General features: G+C 60.3%; 17 protein-coding genes. 7 read left to right on the top strand and 10 right to left on the bottom strand.

Going from position 1 to position 17,736, the window contains the following annotated elements:
* Positions 1-18: 18 nt before the first annotated feature.
* The 4 genes from ACNYC6_RS01845 (at position 19) to ACNYC6_RS01830 (ending at position 3,635) form a co-directional block, all read left to right on the top strand.
* Entirely contained in the window at positions 19-408 is a 390-nt protein-coding gene (locus ACNYC6_RS01845; protein WP_034147161.1) for a RidA family protein, read from the top strand.
* Between the two features lie 145 nt (positions 409-553).
* Entirely contained in the window at positions 554-1,318 is a 765-nt protein-coding gene (locus tag ACNYC6_RS01840; RefSeq protein ID WP_419712895.1) for an IclR family transcriptional regulator, read from the top strand.
* Positions 1,319-1,357: 39 nt separating this feature from the next.
* Entirely contained in the window at positions 1,358-2,575 is a 1,218-nt protein-coding gene (locus ACNYC6_RS01835) for an amino acid deaminase (protein WP_419710814.1), read from the top strand.
* A 124-nt stretch (positions 2,576-2,699) separates the two neighbouring features.
* Complete coding sequence (locus ACNYC6_RS01830) at positions 2,700-3,635, top strand: sugar kinase (protein WP_419710813.1); 936 nt, start codon at positions 2,700-2,702, stop codon at positions 3,633-3,635.
* Positions 3,636-3,695: 60 nt separating this feature from the next.
* Here ACNYC6_RS01830 and ACNYC6_RS01825 read toward each other — a convergent pair whose 3' ends face one another.
* On the bottom strand, positions 3,696-3,971 hold the full coding sequence (locus ACNYC6_RS01825; RefSeq protein ID WP_007933743.1) for a peptidylprolyl isomerase: 276 nt from the start codon (positions 3,969-3,971) through the stop codon (positions 3,696-3,698).
* A 69-nt stretch (positions 3,972-4,040) separates the two neighbouring features.
* Positions 4,041-6,578 carry a PAS domain-containing protein gene (locus ACNYC6_RS01820; protein WP_419710812.1) on the bottom strand — a complete coding sequence of 846 codons (2,538 nt, stop codon included), beginning with the start codon at positions 6,576-6,578 and terminating at the stop codon, positions 4,041-4,043.
* A gap of 113 nt (positions 6,579-6,691) precedes the next feature.
* Between ACNYC6_RS01820 and ACNYC6_RS01815 the strand changes: the two genes are divergently transcribed.
* Positions 6,692-7,783 carry a PilT/PilU family type 4a pilus ATPase gene (locus ACNYC6_RS01815; protein ID WP_419710811.1) on the top strand — a complete coding sequence of 364 codons (1,092 nt, stop codon included), beginning with the start codon at positions 6,692-6,694 and terminating at the stop codon, positions 7,781-7,783.
* Positions 7,784-7,837: 54 nt separating this feature from the next.
* On the opposite strand, the gene ACNYC6_RS01810 is transcribed toward ACNYC6_RS01815, so the two are convergent.
* From ACNYC6_RS01810 to ACNYC6_RS01790, 5 genes are all read right to left on the bottom strand, one after another.
* Positions 7,838-8,926 (bottom strand): SMP-30/gluconolactonase/LRE family protein, encoded by a 1,089-nt coding sequence (locus ACNYC6_RS01810; protein WP_419710810.1) that lies wholly within the window; start codon positions 8,924-8,926, stop codon positions 7,838-7,840.
* The gene (locus tag ACNYC6_RS01805; RefSeq protein WP_419710809.1) at positions 8,923-10,068 is read right to left on the bottom strand and encodes a sterol desaturase/SRPBCC family protein; all 1,146 of its coding nucleotides are present in this window, start codon (positions 10,066-10,068) and stop codon (positions 8,923-8,925) included. Before ACNYC6_RS01805 ends, ACNYC6_RS01810 begins: the two co-directional genes overlap by 4 nt.
* 106 nt (positions 10,069-10,174) lie before the next feature.
* On the bottom strand, positions 10,175-11,038 hold the full coding sequence (locus ACNYC6_RS01800; protein WP_419710808.1) for a LysR family transcriptional regulator: 864 nt from the start codon (positions 11,036-11,038) through the stop codon (positions 10,175-10,177).
* A gap of 236 nt (positions 11,039-11,274) precedes the next feature.
* Entirely contained in the window at positions 11,275-11,589 is a 315-nt protein-coding gene (locus ACNYC6_RS01795; RefSeq protein ID WP_019409572.1) for an SCP2 sterol-binding domain-containing protein, read from the bottom strand.
* Between the two features lie 64 nt (positions 11,590-11,653).
* Positions 11,654-12,364, bottom strand: coding sequence for a histidine phosphatase family protein (locus ACNYC6_RS01790; RefSeq protein ID WP_419710807.1), 711 nt, complete (start codon positions 12,362-12,364; stop codon positions 11,654-11,656).
* A gap of 201 nt (positions 12,365-12,565) precedes the next feature.
* Here ACNYC6_RS01790 and sohB point away from each other — a divergent pair, with 201 nt between their 5' ends.
* A complete protein-coding gene (gene sohB, locus ACNYC6_RS01785) occupies positions 12,566-13,588 on the top strand; it encodes a protease SohB (protein WP_419710806.1) in 1,023 nt (340 codons plus the stop codon).
* Positions 13,589-13,659: 71 nt separating this feature from the next.
* Here sohB and ACNYC6_RS01780 read toward each other — a convergent pair whose 3' ends face one another.
* Together ACNYC6_RS01780 and ACNYC6_RS01775 are read right to left on the bottom strand one after the other, a co-directional pair.
* A complete protein-coding gene (locus ACNYC6_RS01780; protein WP_419710805.1) occupies positions 13,660-14,154 on the bottom strand; it encodes a DUF934 domain-containing protein in 495 nt (164 codons plus the stop codon).
* Positions 14,138-15,796, bottom strand: coding sequence for a nitrite/sulfite reductase (locus tag ACNYC6_RS01775; RefSeq protein ID WP_419710804.1), 1,659 nt, complete (start codon positions 15,794-15,796; stop codon positions 14,138-14,140). Before ACNYC6_RS01775 ends, ACNYC6_RS01780 begins: the two co-directional genes overlap by 17 nt.
* 524 nt (positions 15,797-16,320) lie before the next feature.
* Here ACNYC6_RS01775 and ACNYC6_RS01770 point away from each other — a divergent pair.
* Positions 16,321-17,406 carry an ABC transporter substrate-binding protein gene (locus ACNYC6_RS01770; RefSeq protein ID WP_419710803.1) on the top strand — a complete coding sequence of 362 codons (1,086 nt, stop codon included), beginning with the start codon at positions 16,321-16,323 and terminating at the stop codon, positions 17,404-17,406.
* Between the two features lie 6 nt (positions 17,407-17,412).
* On the opposite strand, the gene ACNYC6_RS01765 is transcribed toward ACNYC6_RS01770, so the two are convergent.
* Positions 17,413-17,631: a DUF2970 domain-containing protein gene (locus ACNYC6_RS01765; protein WP_419710802.1), complete on the bottom strand. Its 219-nt coding sequence runs from the start codon at positions 17,629-17,631 to the stop codon at positions 17,413-17,415.
* Between the last annotated feature and the right edge of the window lie 105 nt (positions 17,632-17,736).

Raw genomic sequence — 17,736 nt, 5'->3', positions numbered from 1 at the left:
CAATCAGGAGAAACACTCATGAGCATTACGCGTTACGGCACCGGCAGCGCCGCTGCGGGCGGCACGCCTCGTCCTTTCGCCCGCGCCGTTGAAGCGGATGGCTGGCTGCACGTTTCCGGGCAGGTGCCGGCGGTGGACGGCGAGATCATCACGGGGGGCATCGTCGAGCAGACTCACCAGACCATGAAGAACCTGATCGCCATACTTCAAGAGGCCGGCTATGGCCTTGAAGACGTGGTGCGTGCAGGCGTGTGGCTGGAAGATCCGCGGGATTTCACCAGTTTCAACAAGGTCTTCTCCGAGTACTTCAAACCCGAGCATGCCCCGGCGCGGGCCTGTGTGCAGGCGAACATGATGGTCGACTGCAAGGTTGAGATCGATTGCATTGCCTACAAGAAAAAGGCCTGACCCGAGGTGGCTTCATCGCCAGCAGGCTGGCTCCCACATTTGGAATGCGTTTCCCTGTGGGAGCCAGCCTGCTGGCGATGGCGGCCTAACGGTCACCGCAGCACTCTGGTTAAACTCCCGGCGACTATGAATGGGAACCACTGAAATGACCGAAGACACCATCAAGCGCCGGGCACGCGGTCTGGACCGGGCGTTCGATATCCTCGACTTCCTCAAGGAAGTCGGCCAGCCCCTGCGCCCGAACGACATCGCCAACGGCATCGGCAGCCCGAAATCCACGGTCTACGAGCTGGTGGCTTCGCTGCTGGAACGACGGATTCTGGAGCCGGTCGGCAAGGACGGTCACGTCTACCTCGGTCGCCAGCTGTACTTCCTCGGGCAGGCGCATTTGCGTCATTTCGACCTGACCCGTGAGGCGGATCACGCCTTGCAGGAGATTGTCAGCCAGACCCATGAAACCGCGCAGATGTGCTTGCTCAACGGGCGCAAATACACCGTGGCGCTGATGAAGGAGGGCGAGCGGCATTTCCGTATCTCCTCCGACATCGGCGAAAACGCCCCGATTCCCTGGACCGCCTCCGGGCGCCTGTTGCTGGCGCACCTCAGCGACCAGGAAATCGTCGACCTGATCGACCATGACGACTTCATCCTGCCCGACGGCGAACGCTTGCCGCTTGAGCAATTCCTGAAGGAAATCCGCCAGGCCGGTATCGACGGATTCTTCTCGTTCGATAGCGTTGCCGACACCTTTACCCATTGCTTCGCCGCTCCGGTCAAAGACGCCAACGGCGTGGCCATCGCGACTCTGTGCATCGTCGCCCCACGGGCCGATGCCAAGAACAATTACAACGACTACCGCCGGGTGCTGATCGACAGTGCGAACAGCCTGGCCCGTCGCATCAACGAATAACGGCGGCTGCTTGCGGCCGCGAATGTGAGGAGTTCGACCATGTCTACTGCCCCCAATACTGCCAACGTGGATAAAGGCGCTGCCCGGATCGGCGCAAGCCTGGCCCGTGATGTCAGCCTGCCGGCACTGGTGCTGCACCGTGAAGCGCTGGAACACAACATTCGCTGGATGCAGAAGTTCGTCAGTGACAGCGGCGCGGAACTGGCGCCCCACGGCAAAACCAGCATGACCCCGGCGCTGTTTCGTCGGCAACTGGACGCCGGTGCCTGGGGCATCACCCTGGCCAGCGCCACGCAAACCCGTGCGGCTTACGCCCACGGCGTGCGCCGGGTGTTGATGGCCAACCAACTGGTGGGTACGCCGAACATGGGGTTGATTGCCGACCTGCTGGCCGACCCGACGTTCGACTTCTATTGCATGGTCGATCACACGGACAACGTGGCCGACCTCGGCGCCTATTTCGCCTCGCGCGGCGTGCGCCTGAACGTGATGATCGAGTACGGCGTGGTCGGTGGGCGTTGCGGTTGCCGCAGCGAACAGGAAGTACGTGTCCTGGCCAAGGCCATCGCTGCACAACCGGCGCTGGCATTGACCGGGATCGAAGGCTACGAGGGTGTGATTCATGGCGATCACGCTGTCAGCGGAATCCGTGCGTTCGCCGGTTCCTTGGTACGACTGGCGGTGCAGTTGCAGGACAGCGGCGCGTTCGCCATCGCCAAACCGATCATTACCGCTTCCGGCTCGGCCTGGTATGACTTGATTGCCGAGGAATTCGAAGCGCAAAACGCTGCCGGGCGTTTCCTCAGCGTGTTGCGTCCGGGCAGTTATGTGGCCCACGACCATGGCATCTACAAGGAAGCGCAATGCTGCGTCCTTGATCGTCGCAGCGATTTGCAAGAAGGCCTGCGTCCGGCGCTGGAAGTCTGGGCGCACGTGCAGTCGTTGCCGGAGCCGGGCTTCGCGGTGATTGCCCTGGGTAAGCGCGACGTGGCTTACGACGCCGGTCTACCGGTGCCATTGCTGCGTTACAAGGCGGGTGTGGTACCGACCAAGGGCGACGATGTCGGTGCCTGCAAGGTGACGGCGGTGATGGACCAGCATGCGTTCATGACCGTGGCGCCGGGGGTTGAGTTGCGTGTGGGCGACATCATTTCGTTCGGCACTTCGCACCCGTGCCTGACGTTCGACAAGTGGCGCACGGGGTGTCTGGTGGATGAGCAGTTGATCGTCATCGAGAACATGGAAACCTGTTTCTAACTCTGAAACCGAGGCGTGGCCATCGCGAGCAGGCTCCACATTGGAATTCGTTCTCCTGTAGGAACGAACCTGCTCGCGATGGCGGCGGCCCGGACAACATCGCAACACCAGAGACCCCACAACAATGAAAACCATCAACACCCTCGGCCCCAACACCCCGCGCATCGCCCTGATCGGCGAATGCATGATCGAATTGCAACACCGAGCCGACGGCAGCCTGCAACAGAGCTTCGGCGGCGATACCTTGAACACGGCGGTCTACCTGTCCCGTGAATTGGGCGCAGCCGGCAGCGTCGATTACGTCACCGCATTGGGCGATGACAGTTTCAGCGATGCCATGTGCCAGAGCTGGGCTGAAGAAAATATTGGCCTGGACATGGTTCAGCGCTTGCCCGGGCGTTTGCCGGGTTTGTACTGCATCCAGACCGACGCGGCGGGCGAGCGACGTTTCCTCTACTGGCGCAACGAAGCGGCGGTGCGCGATTGCTTCACCACCCCGGCCGCCGCACCGATCCTGGCGGCGCTGCCGGATTACGATGTGCTGTATTTCAGCGGCATCACCCTGGCGGTGCTGGGCGTGAAAGGCCGGGAAAAACTGCTGCTCACCCTGATCGAAGCCCGACAGCGCGATGCGCGGATCGTCTTCGACAACAACTACCGGCCACGGCTCTGGGCTTCGGTGGAAGACGCGCGAGCGGCTTATCGCAGTGTCTTGCCGTACATTGACCTCGCCTTGCTGACTGTCGATGACGAGCAGGCGCTGTTCCATTTTGCCGATGAGGAAGCGGTGTTTGCCGCGTACGAGCAGATCGGCACGCCGGAAGTGGTGCTCAAGCGCGGTGCCGAGGCGTGTTTGATTCGTTGTGAGGGCGAGTCATTCGAGGTGCCGGCGCAGAAGGTTGAGCGAGTGGTGGACACCACGGCGGCGGGGGATTCGTTCAGCGCGGCGTACCTGGCCTCGCGGTTGGAGGGCGCAAGCCCTGCGGAGGCTGCCGAGGCGGGGCATCGGTTGGCGAGCCGGGTGATTCAGGTGTCGGGGGCGTTGATCCCGAGGTACTGAATACATTTTCTGTGGCGAGGGAGCAAGTTCCCTCGCCACAGGGGCCGAAAGCCAACACCATCAATCCCGGTAAAACACCTGCACCAGGTGATAGCCGAATTTGCTCTTGATCGGCCCATGCACCACTCGCAGCGGTTTCTTGAAGATCACCGCATCGATCGCACCGACCATTTGCCCCGGCCGCACTTCGCCCAAATCACCGCCACGCTTGCCGGACGGGCAGGTCGAGTACTTCTTGGCCAGCACATCAAAGGCTTCGCCCTTGGCGATGCGTTGTTTGAGTTGCTCGGCTTCTTCCGAGGTTTTCACCAGGATATGGCGGGCTTGAGCTTTCATGGGGCGAATACCTTGTAACGGAGGTGACAATGCTGGTGAGAAAGAGGGCGCGCGCGATTATGCCTTAACTCACTCGGAACGGCCGATCATCGTGCGAATCTTGTTGGCGAGCAGATCAATGGAAAACGGCTTGGCCACCATGTCCATGCCTTCCTCAAGGAAACCCTGGCGCTCGGCAGCCATCTGCGCATAACCGGTCATGAACAGCACCTTCAGTTGCGGACGATGCTGGCGGGCGATCTCCGCCAGTTGTCGGCCGTTCATTCCCGGCAGGCCGACATCGGTGACCAGCAGATCGACGCGCAGATCGGATTCGAGCAAGGGCAGGGCGGCCTTCGCATCTTCGGCTTCGTGGGCGTGATAACCCAGCGCCTTGAGCAGGTCGAGGACCAGCATACGCACCGCCGGGTCGTCTTCCACCAACACCACGGTTTCCCCGGCAATGGCCGGCGGCGCTTGGCTGATGACCGGTGACAGCACGTCTTGCGGTTCCACCGCATGCAGGCGTGGCAGATACAAACGCACGCTGGTGCCCTGGCCCGGCAGGCTGAACAGGCTGACGTGACCGCCCGACTGCTGGGCAAAACCATAAATCATCGACAACCCCAGGCCGGTGCCCTGGCCGATGGGCTTGGTGGTGAAGAACGGATCGAACGCCTTGGCCAGTACTTTGGGTGTCATGCCGGTGCCGTTGTCGCTGACGGCGATCATCAGATAGTCGCCGGCCTTGACCGGTTCGAGGGTGTTGATGTCGCTGCTGTCGAGATAGACGTTGGCCGTTTCAATCCGCAGTTTGCCGCCATCGGGCATGGCGTCCCGGGCGTTGATGACCAGGTTGAGCAGGGCGTTTTCCAATTGGCTGACATCGGTGCTGACCGGCCAGATGTCTTCGGCCAATTGCAGCTTGAGCTCGATATGGTCGCCCTTGGTCCGGCGCAGCAGGTCTTCCAGGGAATGGATCAGGTCGTTGGCATTCAGCGGCCTGCGATCCAGCGACTGACGCCGGGAGAACGCCAGCAGGCGATGGGTCAGGGCGGCGGCACGATTGGCCGAGGACACGGCGGCCTCGGTGAAGCGGCCGATTTCTTCGGTGCGCCCATCGGCGATGTAGCGCTGCATCAAGTCGAGGCTGCCGATGATCCCGGTGAGCATGTTGTTGAAGTCATGGGCGATGCCACCGGTGAGCTGGCCCACGGCTTCCATTTTCTGCGCATGGCGCAAGGCGTCTTCCGCACGTTCGCGCTCGAACATCTCGTTTTGCAGGCGCTGGTTGGTCTCGGCCAGTTGCTGGGTGCGGGCGGCGACCCGTTCTTCGAGGGTTTCGTTGAGGTTGCGCAGGGCTTCTTCGGTCTGTTTGCGCTCGGTTTCGTCGATCACGAAGATATAGAAACCGTTCACCGCGCCATCCGCACCGTGACGCGGCAAGTAGTTCATCAGCGCATGACGGATGCTGCCGTCGCGGTGCGGCGAGTTGATGCTGAAGCAGCACGGCTTGCCGGTCAGCGCCTGGGCAATGTGCTCGGCACGCAAGGCATAGGCCTCATCCCCCAGCACTTCGCGAATCGTCCGGCCATAGAGTTCCTGGGGTGTCAGACCGTACCAGTCCAGGTACGCGGCGTTGTTCAGGCGAAAACGTTCTTCGCGATCCACATAACTGATCAGGATCGGCATGGCGTTGATGATCAGCTGCAACTCGGTCTGGCTCTGGCGCAGAGCCTGCTCAGTGTTTTTGCGATCGGTCAGGTCCAGCGCGGCACCGAGAAAACGGATGGGCCGGCCGTGATGGTCCTTGTAGCAACGCCCGCGGGCAAATACCCAGCGCAGCTGACCGTCGGTTTGCAGCAAGCGATATTCCTCGGCGTATTCGGTGCCATGGGTGATGCAGTGCTTGATGCTGCGGGCGATCAAGGCGCGGTCTTCGGGGTGAACGCCGTGCAAGTAAGCGCTGATTGGCAACTGGCCGGCCATGAGCGGATCGATGCCGTGCAACTGGGCGAAATGCGCGTCGGCGATGAAGCGGTCCTCGCTGATGTCCCAATCCCAGGTGCCTACCGCGTCGGTGGCGGCGAGGGCCAATTGCAAGCGTTCTTCGGTTACCTGTTGCGCCTTGAGGCTGGCGGCCGAGCGCTGTTCCAGCTCCAGGGCGATGCGCCGACGCTCGTTGGTTTCGATGGCGGTGACCAGAATGCCCGCGACTTCGGCATTTTCGTCGCGGATCGGACTGTAGGTCAGGTCAAGCCAGAAGTCGGAATCCTTGACTTCGCGTTGCAGGGTAAAGCGCTGCTCGCTGTAGGTCCGCACCTGGCCTTGTAGGACGGCGCTGTAAATCGGGTCGGTAAAGTCTTTGAGTTCTGGCCAGATCTGGTGTGTCGGCTGTCCGAAAGCGTGCGGATGCTTGCTGCCGGCCAGCAAGGCGAAGCCATCGTTGTAGATCTGCGTCAGCTGTGGGCCCCAGAGCAACAGCATCGGCATCGGTGAATGAATCACGATGTCCACGGCGGTGCGCAGGCTCTGCGGCCAGGTACTGGCGGCGCCCAATGGACTGTTCGCCCAGTCAAGTCGGGCAATCAAGGCCTGGGCATCGCTGCCGGTGGGTGATGCGTTCATCAAGGTGTCCTGCACATGAGTCGGTGTGGCGGCATCTACTATTCTTGGTTGACGCTGAATGCCCCGATTCGGGTCATTTTTTTTCATTGAATGCTTCGCAGGTGTTTTTTGCCATGGAAATCGATGCGTTGTTAAAACGCCTGGCCAGCCAGGATGGCTCCGATCTTTACCTTTCCACCGGCGCGCCGCCCTGTGCGCGTTTCGACGGTGTTCTTGCGCCCCTGACCGATCAGCCGTTCAAACCGGGGGACATCGCGGCGATTGCCGGCTCCATCATGGACGCCGAACAGCGTCTGGAGTTCGATCGTGAACTGGAGATGAACCTGGCCATCTCCCTGGCCGGTATCGGTCGCTTCCGGGTCAATATTTTCAAACAGCGTAACGATGTGTCGATGGTCGTGCGTAACGTCAAACTCGACATTCCACGTTTCGAAGACCTCAAGTTGCCGACGGTGTTGCTGGAAACCGTAATGCTCAAGCAAGGCTTGATACTGTTCGTCGGCGCCACCGACTCGGGCAAGTCTACCTCGCTGGCGGCGCTCATCGACCACCGCAATCGCCATAGTCGCGGCCATATCGTCACCATCGAAGACCCGATCGAGTACATCCACCGGCATAAACAATCGATCATCAATCAGCGTGAGGTCGGCGTCGATACGCGCAGCTTTCATGCCGCGTTGAGAAATACCCTGCGCCAGGCGCCGGACGTGGTGTTGATCGGCGAAATCCGCGACCGCGAAACCATGGAGCATGCCCTGGCCTTCGCCGATACCGGGCATCTGGTGATCTCCACGCTGCATGCTCATAACGCCCATCAGGCGCTGGACCGCATCATCAACTTCTTCCCCGAGGAGCGCCGGGGCCAATTGCTCAATGATCTGGGGAATAACCTAAAGGCCTGTGTTTCCCAGCGGCTGGTACGTAGCCGCGATGGGCAACGGCGGGTAGCGGTGGAGGTGATGCTGGGGACGCCGACCGTTGCCGATTTGATCCGGCTCAATCAGTTTTCCGAGCTCAAGGGTGTGATGGAAAAGTCAGCGGCGCAGGGGATGCAGACGTTTGACGGGGCGCTTTATGCCTTGGCCGTTGAAGGTGTGATCGATGAGGAAGAGGCGTTGAAACATGCCGATTCGGTGAACAATCTGCGATTGCGATTGAAGTTGCACACGGAGTCCACTCCCGGCGATTGGGGGCTCATGGACTAACGCAAATCCCCTGCAGGAGCGAGCAGACTCGTTCCTGCATGGATTCGGTGGTGTTTATTGCAATGCGCTACTCAAAGGCAATCGCGCCATGTTCTTCGCCTTCAGCGAACCAAAATACAACCAGTCCCCATACTCACGCACCGTGGTGATCGGAGAGTAATTGTCGCTGCTGCCGTCCTGCAGATTGGCGATGACCTTGCCTTCCAGATCCAGGCCCAAGGCAAAGGCGCGTTTTTCCACCGGTTTGGGCAGGACGGTCATGGCCCGCACGATCATCTTGCGTACGAATGGGTGCTCCGCCGTGGCATCCAGCAAGGCATTGCGCGGTGCATACAGCGCTACCCAGAAACGGTCGCGACCATTGAAGGCCAGGTTGTCCGGCAGGCCCGGCAGGTTGTCGATGAACAGATCGTGGGTACCGGCCTTCGGTCCGGTCAGCCAGTAGCGGCTGATGCGATAGGCACCCGTTTCGTTGACCAGCACAAAGGCATCGTCCGGCCCTAGCGTGACACCGTTGGCGAACTCCAGTTTGTCCAGCAACACCGTGGTCTTGCCGGTCTGGAAGTCGTAACGCAGCAAACGGCCGTCGCCGCCATGCTCGATGATTGCCTCGCCGTCCTTGCCGTAGCCAAAGCGAGTGGAAGCGTCGCTGAAGTAGGCGTAATGCCCGGGTTTGTCGATGGCCACGTCATCGGTAAAACCGAAGGGCACACCGTTGGCTTCGGTCGTCATCGCGACCAGCCGACCCTGGGCGTCCAGCGACAGCAAACCCTTGACCGCATCGGCGATTACCAGCAAGCCATTGGGGTGACGCGCCAGCCCCAACGGGCGGCCACCGGTGTCGGTCAGGACTTTGGTGACCTTGCCGTCGAGACGGGTGCGGATGACCCGGCCGTCATGCAAACCGGTGATCAGCGAATCGTTTTCCAGCAGCAGCGCTTCCGGGCCGTCGATGTCTGCGGCACCGACCCGTTCCACGCCTTTGAGTCGCTGATTATCGGCATAAACGCCGCGGGTCAGGGATGGGGCGGGCGGCGGCGTCCAGGCCACCGGTTGCACTCTGGTCGGCATCAGCAGCAGGAACCCGCCGATGGCGATGATCACCAGCAGTAGCCAATGGCGCAACCTGATCGATCGACTCACGCATTGACTCCCGATTGCGCCAGATGTTTTTGCGCCATTTCGCGCAAGGCCAGCATCGATTCGGCCGACTCGCGATCGATCCGCCGCTTGAGCAGCAGTGCGTTGGCCATGCGCATCCCCAGGCCACTGAACTGGTATTCGAGGGTACGTACGAACCGTGTGCCATTGCCCTCGGCCGCGCATTCGTAGGTCACCAGCAACGACAGACCATGATCGCCATCGGCTCGGGCACTCCAGCGACGCCCCGGCAAATACTCGTCGACCACCCAGCTCAAATGCCCATCGCGACCGCCGGCGCGAATGTCCTCTTCGAACCGCGCGCCTGCATGCAAGGCGCCTTTCGGGCCATTGATCTTGAGCGACGATGGATGCCATTCCGGCCAACGGGTCACAGTGCTGGCGTAGGCGAGTACGTCGATGGGGGTTCCGGCAATCTCGATCTGATGCTGCATGCGGGTCATGGGCGTTCTCGTCTGGTACGGGGTGTCGTGTTCCGGTTCCCAGTAGAGGGTGCCGAACAGGTAATCCATCAACGGAAAAACGATGTTGAAATTGCGCTCCTGCATCATCTCGCGGCGGTGATGCAGTTCATGCAGGCGACGCATCTGGCGAATCCACGGCAGGCGCGTCAACGGATTGTGCGGCGGCAGATGCTCACAGGCGTGAAACACCTCATAGGCCAGGTAACCGAGCACCAGGCAACCGCCCACCAGCCCGGCGACATTGGCATCGAACTGCTTGAGCAGCCACCACAGGGGCAGGGTGATAACCAGGGTGTGCAACACAATCAGCCAGGCCGGAAACAGAATCACCCGCCAGTCGCGGGCGCTGTCGTAGGTCATATGCCCGGGGGCGAAAAAACTGTGATGGTCGCCAGCGTGGCGCGCGTAGAACATCCGCGCGAAGGTTTTTTTGTGATGGCCCAGGTGCCGATGGACCATGTATATGCCGAGGTTGAAAAACAGCAAGGTCAGCGGCACCGCCAGCCACTCCAGCGGTTGCACCTGTTGCACGGTGCTCCAGAATGCGGCGATGGCCAACAGGCCGAACAACAGCACAAAGGTGCCGTGCAGCCACGGGTTGTAGAGCGGATGGACGTTGGCGCGGTAACGGCTGCGGAATGCTTCGGTGGTCTGCCTCACTGCAATCACCTGTCGTTATTGTTTTCTCCAGCAGATTAGACGATTACGGCATTTTGGCGGGCCGAACCTTGGGGGCACAACTGCCATGATCCGGTGCAAACCGGATTCAGATCAGCGGGTTCCAGCGTTGCGACCAGTCATCATCGGACCGGATCACTTCGCGCAACAGATCAAAGGCTCGCTGCAGGGTTTCCGAGTCGCGATCGCGGGAGTAGACCAGGTAGGTCGGGTAGCTGAATTCCGGGGCCTTGGGCACTTGCTCCAGCACGCCGCTTTCCAGGTAACTCTGCACGACGCGGGTACGGAAGTAGCCGCTGCCGCCATTCTCCAGAATGTATTGCAAGGCCAGTGGACCGAGATTGAAGCTCAGGGCAGCCTTGGCTTTTTCCGGCAACGCGGCATCGTGTTGGCGACGGAAGTCCGGGCCCCAATCGATGTACACATAGGGATCGGCGCAACCGGGCAGGCGTACGAGGATGAGTTTCTCTTCCAGAATCTGCTCGACTTGCAGGCGCGGCCAGTACTCGGGTTGATAGACCAGCGCCGCATCCAGTACCCCCAATTCCAGTTGGCGCAGCAGGTTTTCGCCGTCGCGGATCTCCATGCGCAAGGCATGACTGGGGATTTTCTCTCGCAGCTCGCCGGCCCAACTGAGCATCAGCGGGTTGCACAGACTGACCTCGCCACCGATGTGCAATACATCGTGGTAACCCTCCGGCAACGGCAAGTCCCGTCGCGCCGCTTCCCAGGTTTCCACCAACTGATTGGCATACACCACGAAGGCCTCGCCATTGGGCGTCAGCCGCGCCCCGGCGCGATTGCGCACGAACAGGGTGCTGCCCAACTGGCTTTCGAGTTTCTGCACCCGTGCGGTGATCGCGGTCTGGGTGACGTGGAGTTTCTCGGCGGCGGCTGCAAGGCTGCCGTGGCGGACGATTTCCAGGAAGGTGCGGGCGAGGTCGATGTCCATGGGGTGGCCGGTGTGGGAAGTGCTGGCATTGTATGAGTACGACTGATCTGTGGCGAGTGGGCCAGGGTCGGGAGCGGCCTTGCGGCGTCGGCGAAAGGCGTCCATTTCTGGTCCGGGTGGCGATTGCGGCGCTGGAGGATGTTCGACCGGACGTGAATCCAAAAACAACGAAACCCGCCACAAGGGACGGGTTTCGTGTGCAACAACGAAGGCTCCCCAAGAAGAGAGCCGTCATCTTACGAAGGGAACAGCTCGGACAGTTTCATCGCCAGCATCATGTCGCCTTCAGCGCGCAGCTTGCCGCCCATGAACGCTTGCATGCCGTCGGTTTCGCCGCTGACGATGCCTTCCAGGGTTTCGCCGTCCATCACCAGGGTGACCTGGGCGTCAGGGTTTTCGCCTTCCAGCAGCTCGCAGGTGCTGTCCTTGACGACCAGCGAGAAGTTCTTGGTGTCGTCGATGCGGAAACCGAAGACCAGGTCCAGACCGGCAGCAGCGGCTGGGTTGAACTTGGCTTTCATTGCTTGTACGGCATCAGCTACGGAGGTCATGGTTCGATCCTTTCTTGGGTAATTAGAGCTGGGTGATTACAGCCAGGGTCACAATAGTCCGGACTCAGCGAAACGTGATGAGTTCCGGGGCCTTCAACAGTTGCAGGTGCGCATGATTGTTGAAGGAAGCCAGGGCCACCTCGCGACCACGAAACTTGAGTTGGTTGAGCGAGGTGTTGACGATTTGCCAGTTCAATTCAAAGGCCTGTTTGGCAGGCATTTGCGTAATGAGGTGGAGCAGGGCGGTGATCGTGCCGCCGGAGGTGAACACGGCGATTTTCTGCGTGTTGTCGGCCTGTTCGAGGATGCGGTGCAGCCCGGCGCGAACCCGTTCGACAAAGCCCAGCCAGCTTTCCAGCTCCGGCGTGTCATAGGTCCCGGCCAGCCAGCGTTCGATGATCAGGGCGAAGATACGCTGGAACTCGGCGCGGTTTTGCGCGGCGTTGCGCAGGATGTTCAGGGCATCGGGTTCGTCCGCCAGCATGGCGGGCAACAAGGCGCGAATCACCGCGTCGGCATCGAATTCATTGAACGCGGAATCGGTTTCCAGGATTGGCACCGGTAGGCCCACGGCAGCGAACTGTTCCAGCGCGCTGTTGGCGGTATGCTGCTGGCGGCGCAGGTCGCCTGCAAGGCAGCGATCGAAGCTGATGCCGAGCTCGGCCAGGTGCTGGCCGAGGATTTCTGCCTGGCGAACACCGGTCGGCGACAGGACGTCATAGTCGTCTGCACCAAAGGAGGCCTGGCCATGTCGAATCAAATAGATGCTGCCCACGTCCGCGTCATCCCCGTACGTTGAAGGTTTGGCGAGGTTATGAGGATGACGGTGAGCTGTCAATGAAAAAACATACGCTTGTTTGAAATGCTCGTTACAGGCCTGTTGCCAGAGGTTTCACGGCTGGTCGCAAGGCCGGCGCATGAGTATGCTGATGGTATCCCGCGCGCGTTGATGCCGCGCATCGTCTAAGGAGTCCCTGTGGAGTTTTTGTCCGAGTACGCCGTTTTTCTGGCCAAGACCGTGACCCTGGTGATCGCCATTCTGGTGGTCCTGGCCAGTTTTGCCGCATTGCGCAGCAAGGGTCGACGCAAGTCGGCCGGCCAGTTGCAGGTCAGTAAGCTCAATGATTTCTACAAGGGGCTGCGCGAGCGCCTGGAGCAAACCCTGCTCGACAAGGACCAGCTCAAGGTCCTGCGCAAGTCCCAGGCTAAAACCGAGAAAAAACAGAAGAAACAGCCCGAGACCAAACCCCGGGTGTTCGTGCTGGATTTCGACGGCGACATCAAGGCTTCGGCCACGGAAAGCCTGCGGCACGAAATCACCGCGCTGCTGACCCTCGCCACGCCGAAAGACGAAGTGGTCCTGCGCCTGGAAAGCGGCGGCGGCATGGTCCACAGCTACGGCCTGGCGTCTTCGCAACTGGCACGTATCCGCGAGGCCGGCGTGCCCTTGACCGTGTGTATCGACAAGGTCGCGGCCAGCGGCGGCTACATGATGGCGTGCATCGGTGAGAAGATCATCAGCGCGCCGTTCGCGATCCTGGGTTCGATCGGCGTGGTTGCGCAGTTGCCTAACGTCAACCGCCTGCTGAAAAAGCACGACATCGACTTCGAAGTGCTGACCGCGGGTGAGTACAAACGCACCTTGACGGTGTTTGGCGAAAACACCGAGAAGGGCCGGGAGAAGTTCCAGGAAGACCTGGACATCACCCATCAACTGTTCAAGAACTTCGTGTCACGCTACCGCCCTCAATTGGCCATCGACGAGGTCGCCACCGGGGAAATCTGGCTCGGTGTCGCGGCACTCGACAAGCAATTGGTGGACGAACTCAAGACCAGCGACGAGTACCTGGCCGAACGCGCCAAGCAGTCCGAGCTCTATCACTTGCACTACGCCGAGCGTAAAAGCCTGCAAGAGCGTATCGGCATGGCGGCCAGCGGTTCGGTCGACCGCGCTCTGCTGAGCTGGTGGAGTCGCTTGACCCAGCAACGCTTCTGGTAACGATTGAAGCTAAAACGCAGGCATAAAAAAAACCGGGGATGATTCCCCGGTTTTTTTATGCGATTCGCTGATCAGCGACGACGGAACAGCGGCAGCGGTTCGTCGGTAGCAGCTTGATAGGTCACCGAGAAGTCCTTGAGACCTTCCAAGGCTTCATACGGGTCTTTATCGGGGCGAACCGCGAACGCATCGAAGCCGCAGCGGTGCATGTAGAACAACTGATCGCGCAGTACATCACCAATCGCTCGCAGTTCGCCTTTGAAACCATAACGGTCACGCAGCAGGCGGGCGTTGGAGTAGTTGCGGCCATCGGTGAAGGCCGGGAAGTTCAAGGCGATGACCTGGAAACTCGCGACGTCTTCACCGATTTCTTCGGCTTCTTCATCGGCATCCAGCCAGATGCCCAGGCCACCGTCGCGGGCCAGGAGCATGCGGCTGTGTTCGCGCCACAGTTGCAACGGGACGATGTAGTCGTCGCAGTTGCTGATCTCGTCAATGTTGAAATCCTTTGGCAGCAGGTGCCAGGTTTCGTCGACGACTTCGTTGTTCTTAATGATTCGCTGCATAGACGCGCTCCTTGAAGAGGTCGATGCCAATACGCTGGTAGGTGTCGATGAAACGCTCGTCTTCGGTACGTTGCTCGATGTACACGTTGATCAGCTTCTCGATCACGTCAGGCATGGCTTCCTGGGCAAAGGACGGGCCAAGGATCTTGCCCAGGCTGGCGTCGCGACTGGCGCTGCCGCCGAGGGACACCTGGTAGAACTCTTCGCCTTTCTTGTCCACCCCGAGGATGCCGATGTGGCCGACGTGGTGGTGACCACAGGCGTTCATGCAACCGGAGATGTTCAGGTCCAGTTCGCCGATGTCGAACAGGTAGTCCAGGTCGTCGAAACGGCGCTGGATCGATTCGGCAATCGGGATCGACTTGGCGTTGGCCAGGGAGCAGAAATCACCGCCAGGGCAGCAGATGATGTCGGTCAGCAGGCCGATGTTCGGCGTGGCGAAACCTTGCTCGCGCAACTCGCCCCACAGAGTGAACAGTTTGTCCTGCTCGACGTCGGCCAGGATGATGTTCTGCTCGTGGGAAGTGCGCAGTTGACCATAGCTGTAGCGGTCGGCCAGATCGGCCACGGCGTCGAGCTGCTTGTCGGTGATGTCGCCTGGCGCAACGCCGGTCGGCTTCAGGGACAGGGTCACGGCGACATACCCCGGCTTCTTGTGGGCCAGGGTATTGCGCGTGCGCCAGCGGGCGAAGCCCGGGTTTTGCTGGTCGAGTTCGGCCAGTGCGGCAGTCTGGTTTTCCAGCGCCTTGTAGTCCGGGTCGACGAAGTGCTTGGCGACGCGCTGCACTTCGGCTTCGGTCAGCGTGGTCTGGCCACCGCGCAGGTGTTCCATTTCCGCGTCGACTTTCTGTGCGAAGACTTCAGGCGTCAGCGCTTTGACCAGAATCTTGATCCGCGCCTTGTACTTGTTGTCGCGACGACCATAGCGGTTGTAAACACGCAGGATGGCGTCGAGGTAGCTCAACAGGTCTTGCCACGGCAGGAATTCATTGATGAACGCGCCCACCACCGGTGTACGGCCCAGGCCGCCACCGACCAGCACACGGAAGCCCAGTTCCCCGGCGGCGTTGTGCACCGGCTCAAGGCCGATGTCGTGGACTTCGATGGCGGCACGGTCCGAGGTCGAACCATTGACGGCGATCTTGAACTTACGCGGCAGGTAAGCGAATTCCGGGTGGAACGTCGTCCATTGGCGGACGATCTCGCACCATGGGCGCGGGTCGATCAGTTCGTCGGCAGCGACACCGGCGAACTGGTCCGTGGTGACGTTGCGCAGGCAGTTGCCGCTGGTCTGGATCGCGTGCATCTGCACGGTGGCCAGTTCAGCCAGGATGTCCGGGATATCTTCCACGGCCGGCCAGTTGAACTGCACGTTCTGCCGGGTACTGATGTGGGCGTAGCCCTTGTCGTAGTCGCGAGCAATCCTGGCCATCATTCGCATTTGGCGCGAAGTCAGTTGGCCGTAAGGCACCGCGACACGCAACATCGGCGCGAAACGCTGGATGTAGAGGCCATTTTGCAGGCGCAGGGGGCGGAATTCTTCTTCGCTCAGCTCGCCTGCCAGATAGCGTCGGGTCTGATCACGGAACTGCTTGACGCGGTCCTCGATGATCCGCTGATCGTATTCGTCGTATACGTACATATAAGTCCTGTTCTCAGGCTTGGGTCGCTCGGATACAGCTGCGTTTTTGTGCTTGCTTGAGTCCGAAAGAGCCTCTGCAATTCTGCGCGCACGGCCGCGCACTCCCAATGGAGCCGGGGCAAGATACCAGTTTGTAGTTATGCGCAAAAGTGATGTTTGAGTATATGTAAAGAACCAAATCGACTAACGAGAATAGTTGTCAACTAACCCACATTTGTCGTGCGGACAATCATCGTCTTAACTGTGGTCGAGTCTTTATGCAATCACCGATAAAACCGACAAGAGGCGATGCAATGAGCAACCCAACCAAAGCAAGCAAAAGCGATAGCACGGTCGATGCGTGGGCGATTCTGTTCCTGATCATTCTGGTCGTCGGCACTGCGGTATTTTGGGTCAGTCACCAATAAACGACCCCGTCCGGGCCTCGTTCCGACGATTGTCGGACAAGAAGTCGGAATAAACGCCGTTTTGCGGGCGTTCGCTGGCTATAATGCGCGGCGAATTTCCGGGGGCTCGGACGACCAATGTTGAAGTTTCTGTGTGGCGTATTGCTGACGCTGGGTGCGGTCCTGGGACCTTGCGCGCAGGCGTCGTCGGTGCTGTTCCTCAACCCGGGAACCACTCGAGAAGCGTTCTGGGTCAGTTACTCGCAATTCATGCAGGCGGCCGCCAAGGACCTGGGCATGGAGTTGCGCATCGAGTATTCCGACCGCGACTCTGAAATCACCATCAAGCAGGCGCGCGATGCACTGCAAGGACCCAAGCGGCCTGACTATCTGGTGTTCGTCAACGAACAGTACATCGCCCCGGAAATCCTGCGCCTGGCTCAGGGCAGCGGGGTGAAGCTGTTTATCGTCAACAACGCCCTGACCCCGGACCAGATGCGGCTACTCGGTGCCCGACCCGACAAGTACCCCGATTGGGTGGGCAGCCTGGTGCCCAACGACGAGGAGGGCGGCTACCTGATGCTCAAGGAGCTGATCCGGTTGCACCGTCCGCTGGCACCCGGTCAAACCATTGACCTGCTGGCATTCTCTGGGCTGAAAATCACACCGTCCGCACAGTTACGCGAAAAAGGCATGCGCCGGGCATTGGCCGAGCATCCTGAAGTGCATTTGCGTCAGATGGTGTACGGCGGCTGGAACCGCGAGCGGGCCTATGAGCAGGCCAGGCTCTTGTTCAAGCGCTACCCGCAGACCTCGCTGGTCTGGTCCGCCAATGACGAAATGGGCTTTGGCGTCATGCGCGCCTTTGAAGAGTCTGGCGGTAAACCCGGCAAGGATGCGCTGTTCGGTACCATCAACAACTCGCCCGCGGCATTGCAGGCGTTGTTGGACAAGCGCTTGAGCGTGCTGGTCGGCGGGCACTTCAGCCTGGGTGGCTGGGCGTTGGTGCAATTACACGACTTCGACGAAGGCATCGACATCAGCCAGTACGGCGGTCGCGACCGGCAGATTCCGTTGTTGCAGCTGATTGACCGGGCACAAGCCAAGCGACTGCTGGCAATGGGCGCCAGGCCGGATTACGGTGTGGATTTTCACAAGCTCTCGGCAAAAGGGCGACCGACGTCCTGGCGTTACCCGTTCACCCTGCAAACCCTGATGCATTGAGCCTCTTCATATCCCCGCCAGATACAGCACCAGTTTGACGATGCCGAACAGCGCCAGCGCAAAAATGGCTGTGAAACCGATCCCCAGAATCACGAAATGACTCGGCTTGCCGTGGGTGAAATCCCGTGCGCGATTCTTCCCGCTCTGCACGCCGAATGCCGCTGCCATGACGCTGTGCAGCATCTGCCAGAACGTCGGCGGTTTGTTGTCGACTGGATCGTCCATATATCCCTCGCCTGAAAACAAGTCCTCCAAGCATAGCCAATACGACGAATTCTGTTGTGTTGAACCTGTCTGCGGATCGACGCAATTCGTTACCGGTTTGTCTCA

The sequence above is a fragment of the Pseudomonas sp. NFX224 genome, from assembly GCF_048565165.1.
Taxonomy (GTDB): Bacteria; Pseudomonadota; Gammaproteobacteria; order Pseudomonadales; family Pseudomonadaceae; genus Aquipseudomonas.
Note: the sequence above shows the minus strand (reverse complement) of the source record. Positions and strands in the feature narration are given on the sequence as shown.

What these genes read in the sequence shown, in the direction of transcription:
- ACNYC6_RS01795 (WP_019409572.1), bottom strand. Translation starts at nt 11,589, where the DNA reads ATGACCTCCGTAGCTGATGCCGTACAAGCAATGAAAGCCAAGTTCAAC.
- ACNYC6_RS01800 (WP_419710808.1), bottom strand. Translation starts at nt 11,038, where the DNA reads ATGGACATCGACCTCGCCCGCACCTTCCTGGAAATCGTCCGCCACGGC.
- ACNYC6_RS01845 (WP_034147161.1), top strand. Translation starts at nt 19, where the DNA reads ATGAGCATTACGCGTTACGGCACCGGCAGCGCCGCTGCGGGCGGCACG.
- ACNYC6_RS01835 (WP_419710814.1), top strand. Translation starts at nt 1,358, where the DNA reads ATGTCTACTGCCCCCAATACTGCCAACGTGGATAAAGGCGCTGCCCGG.
- ACNYC6_RS01840 (WP_419712895.1), top strand. Translation starts at nt 554, where the DNA reads ATGACCGAAGACACCATCAAGCGCCGGGCACGCGGTCTGGACCGGGCG.
- ACNYC6_RS01820 (WP_419710812.1), bottom strand. Translation starts at nt 6,578, where the DNA reads ATGAACGCATCACCCACCGGCAGCGATGCCCAGGCCTTGATTGCCCGA.
- ACNYC6_RS01765 (WP_419710802.1), bottom strand. Translation starts at nt 17,631, where the DNA reads ATGGACGATCCAGTCGACAACAAACCGCCGACGTTCTGGCAGATGCTG.
- ACNYC6_RS01825 (WP_007933743.1), bottom strand. Translation starts at nt 3,971, where the DNA reads ATGAAAGCTCAAGCCCGCCATATCCTGGTGAAAACCTCGGAAGAAGCC.
- ACNYC6_RS01830 (WP_419710813.1), top strand. Translation starts at nt 2,700, where the DNA reads ATGAAAACCATCAACACCCTCGGCCCCAACACCCCGCGCATCGCCCTG.
- ACNYC6_RS01815 (WP_419710811.1), top strand. Translation starts at nt 6,692, where the DNA reads ATGGAAATCGATGCGTTGTTAAAACGCCTGGCCAGCCAGGATGGCTCC.
- ACNYC6_RS01780 (WP_419710805.1), bottom strand. Translation starts at nt 14,154, where the DNA reads ATGCAGCGAATCATTAAGAACAACGAAGTCGTCGACGAAACCTGGCAC.
- ACNYC6_RS01770 (WP_419710803.1), top strand. Translation starts at nt 16,321, where the DNA reads ATGTTGAAGTTTCTGTGTGGCGTATTGCTGACGCTGGGTGCGGTCCTG.
- ACNYC6_RS01775 (WP_419710804.1), bottom strand. Translation starts at nt 15,796, where the DNA reads ATGTACGTATACGACGAATACGATCAGCGGATCATCGAGGACCGCGTC.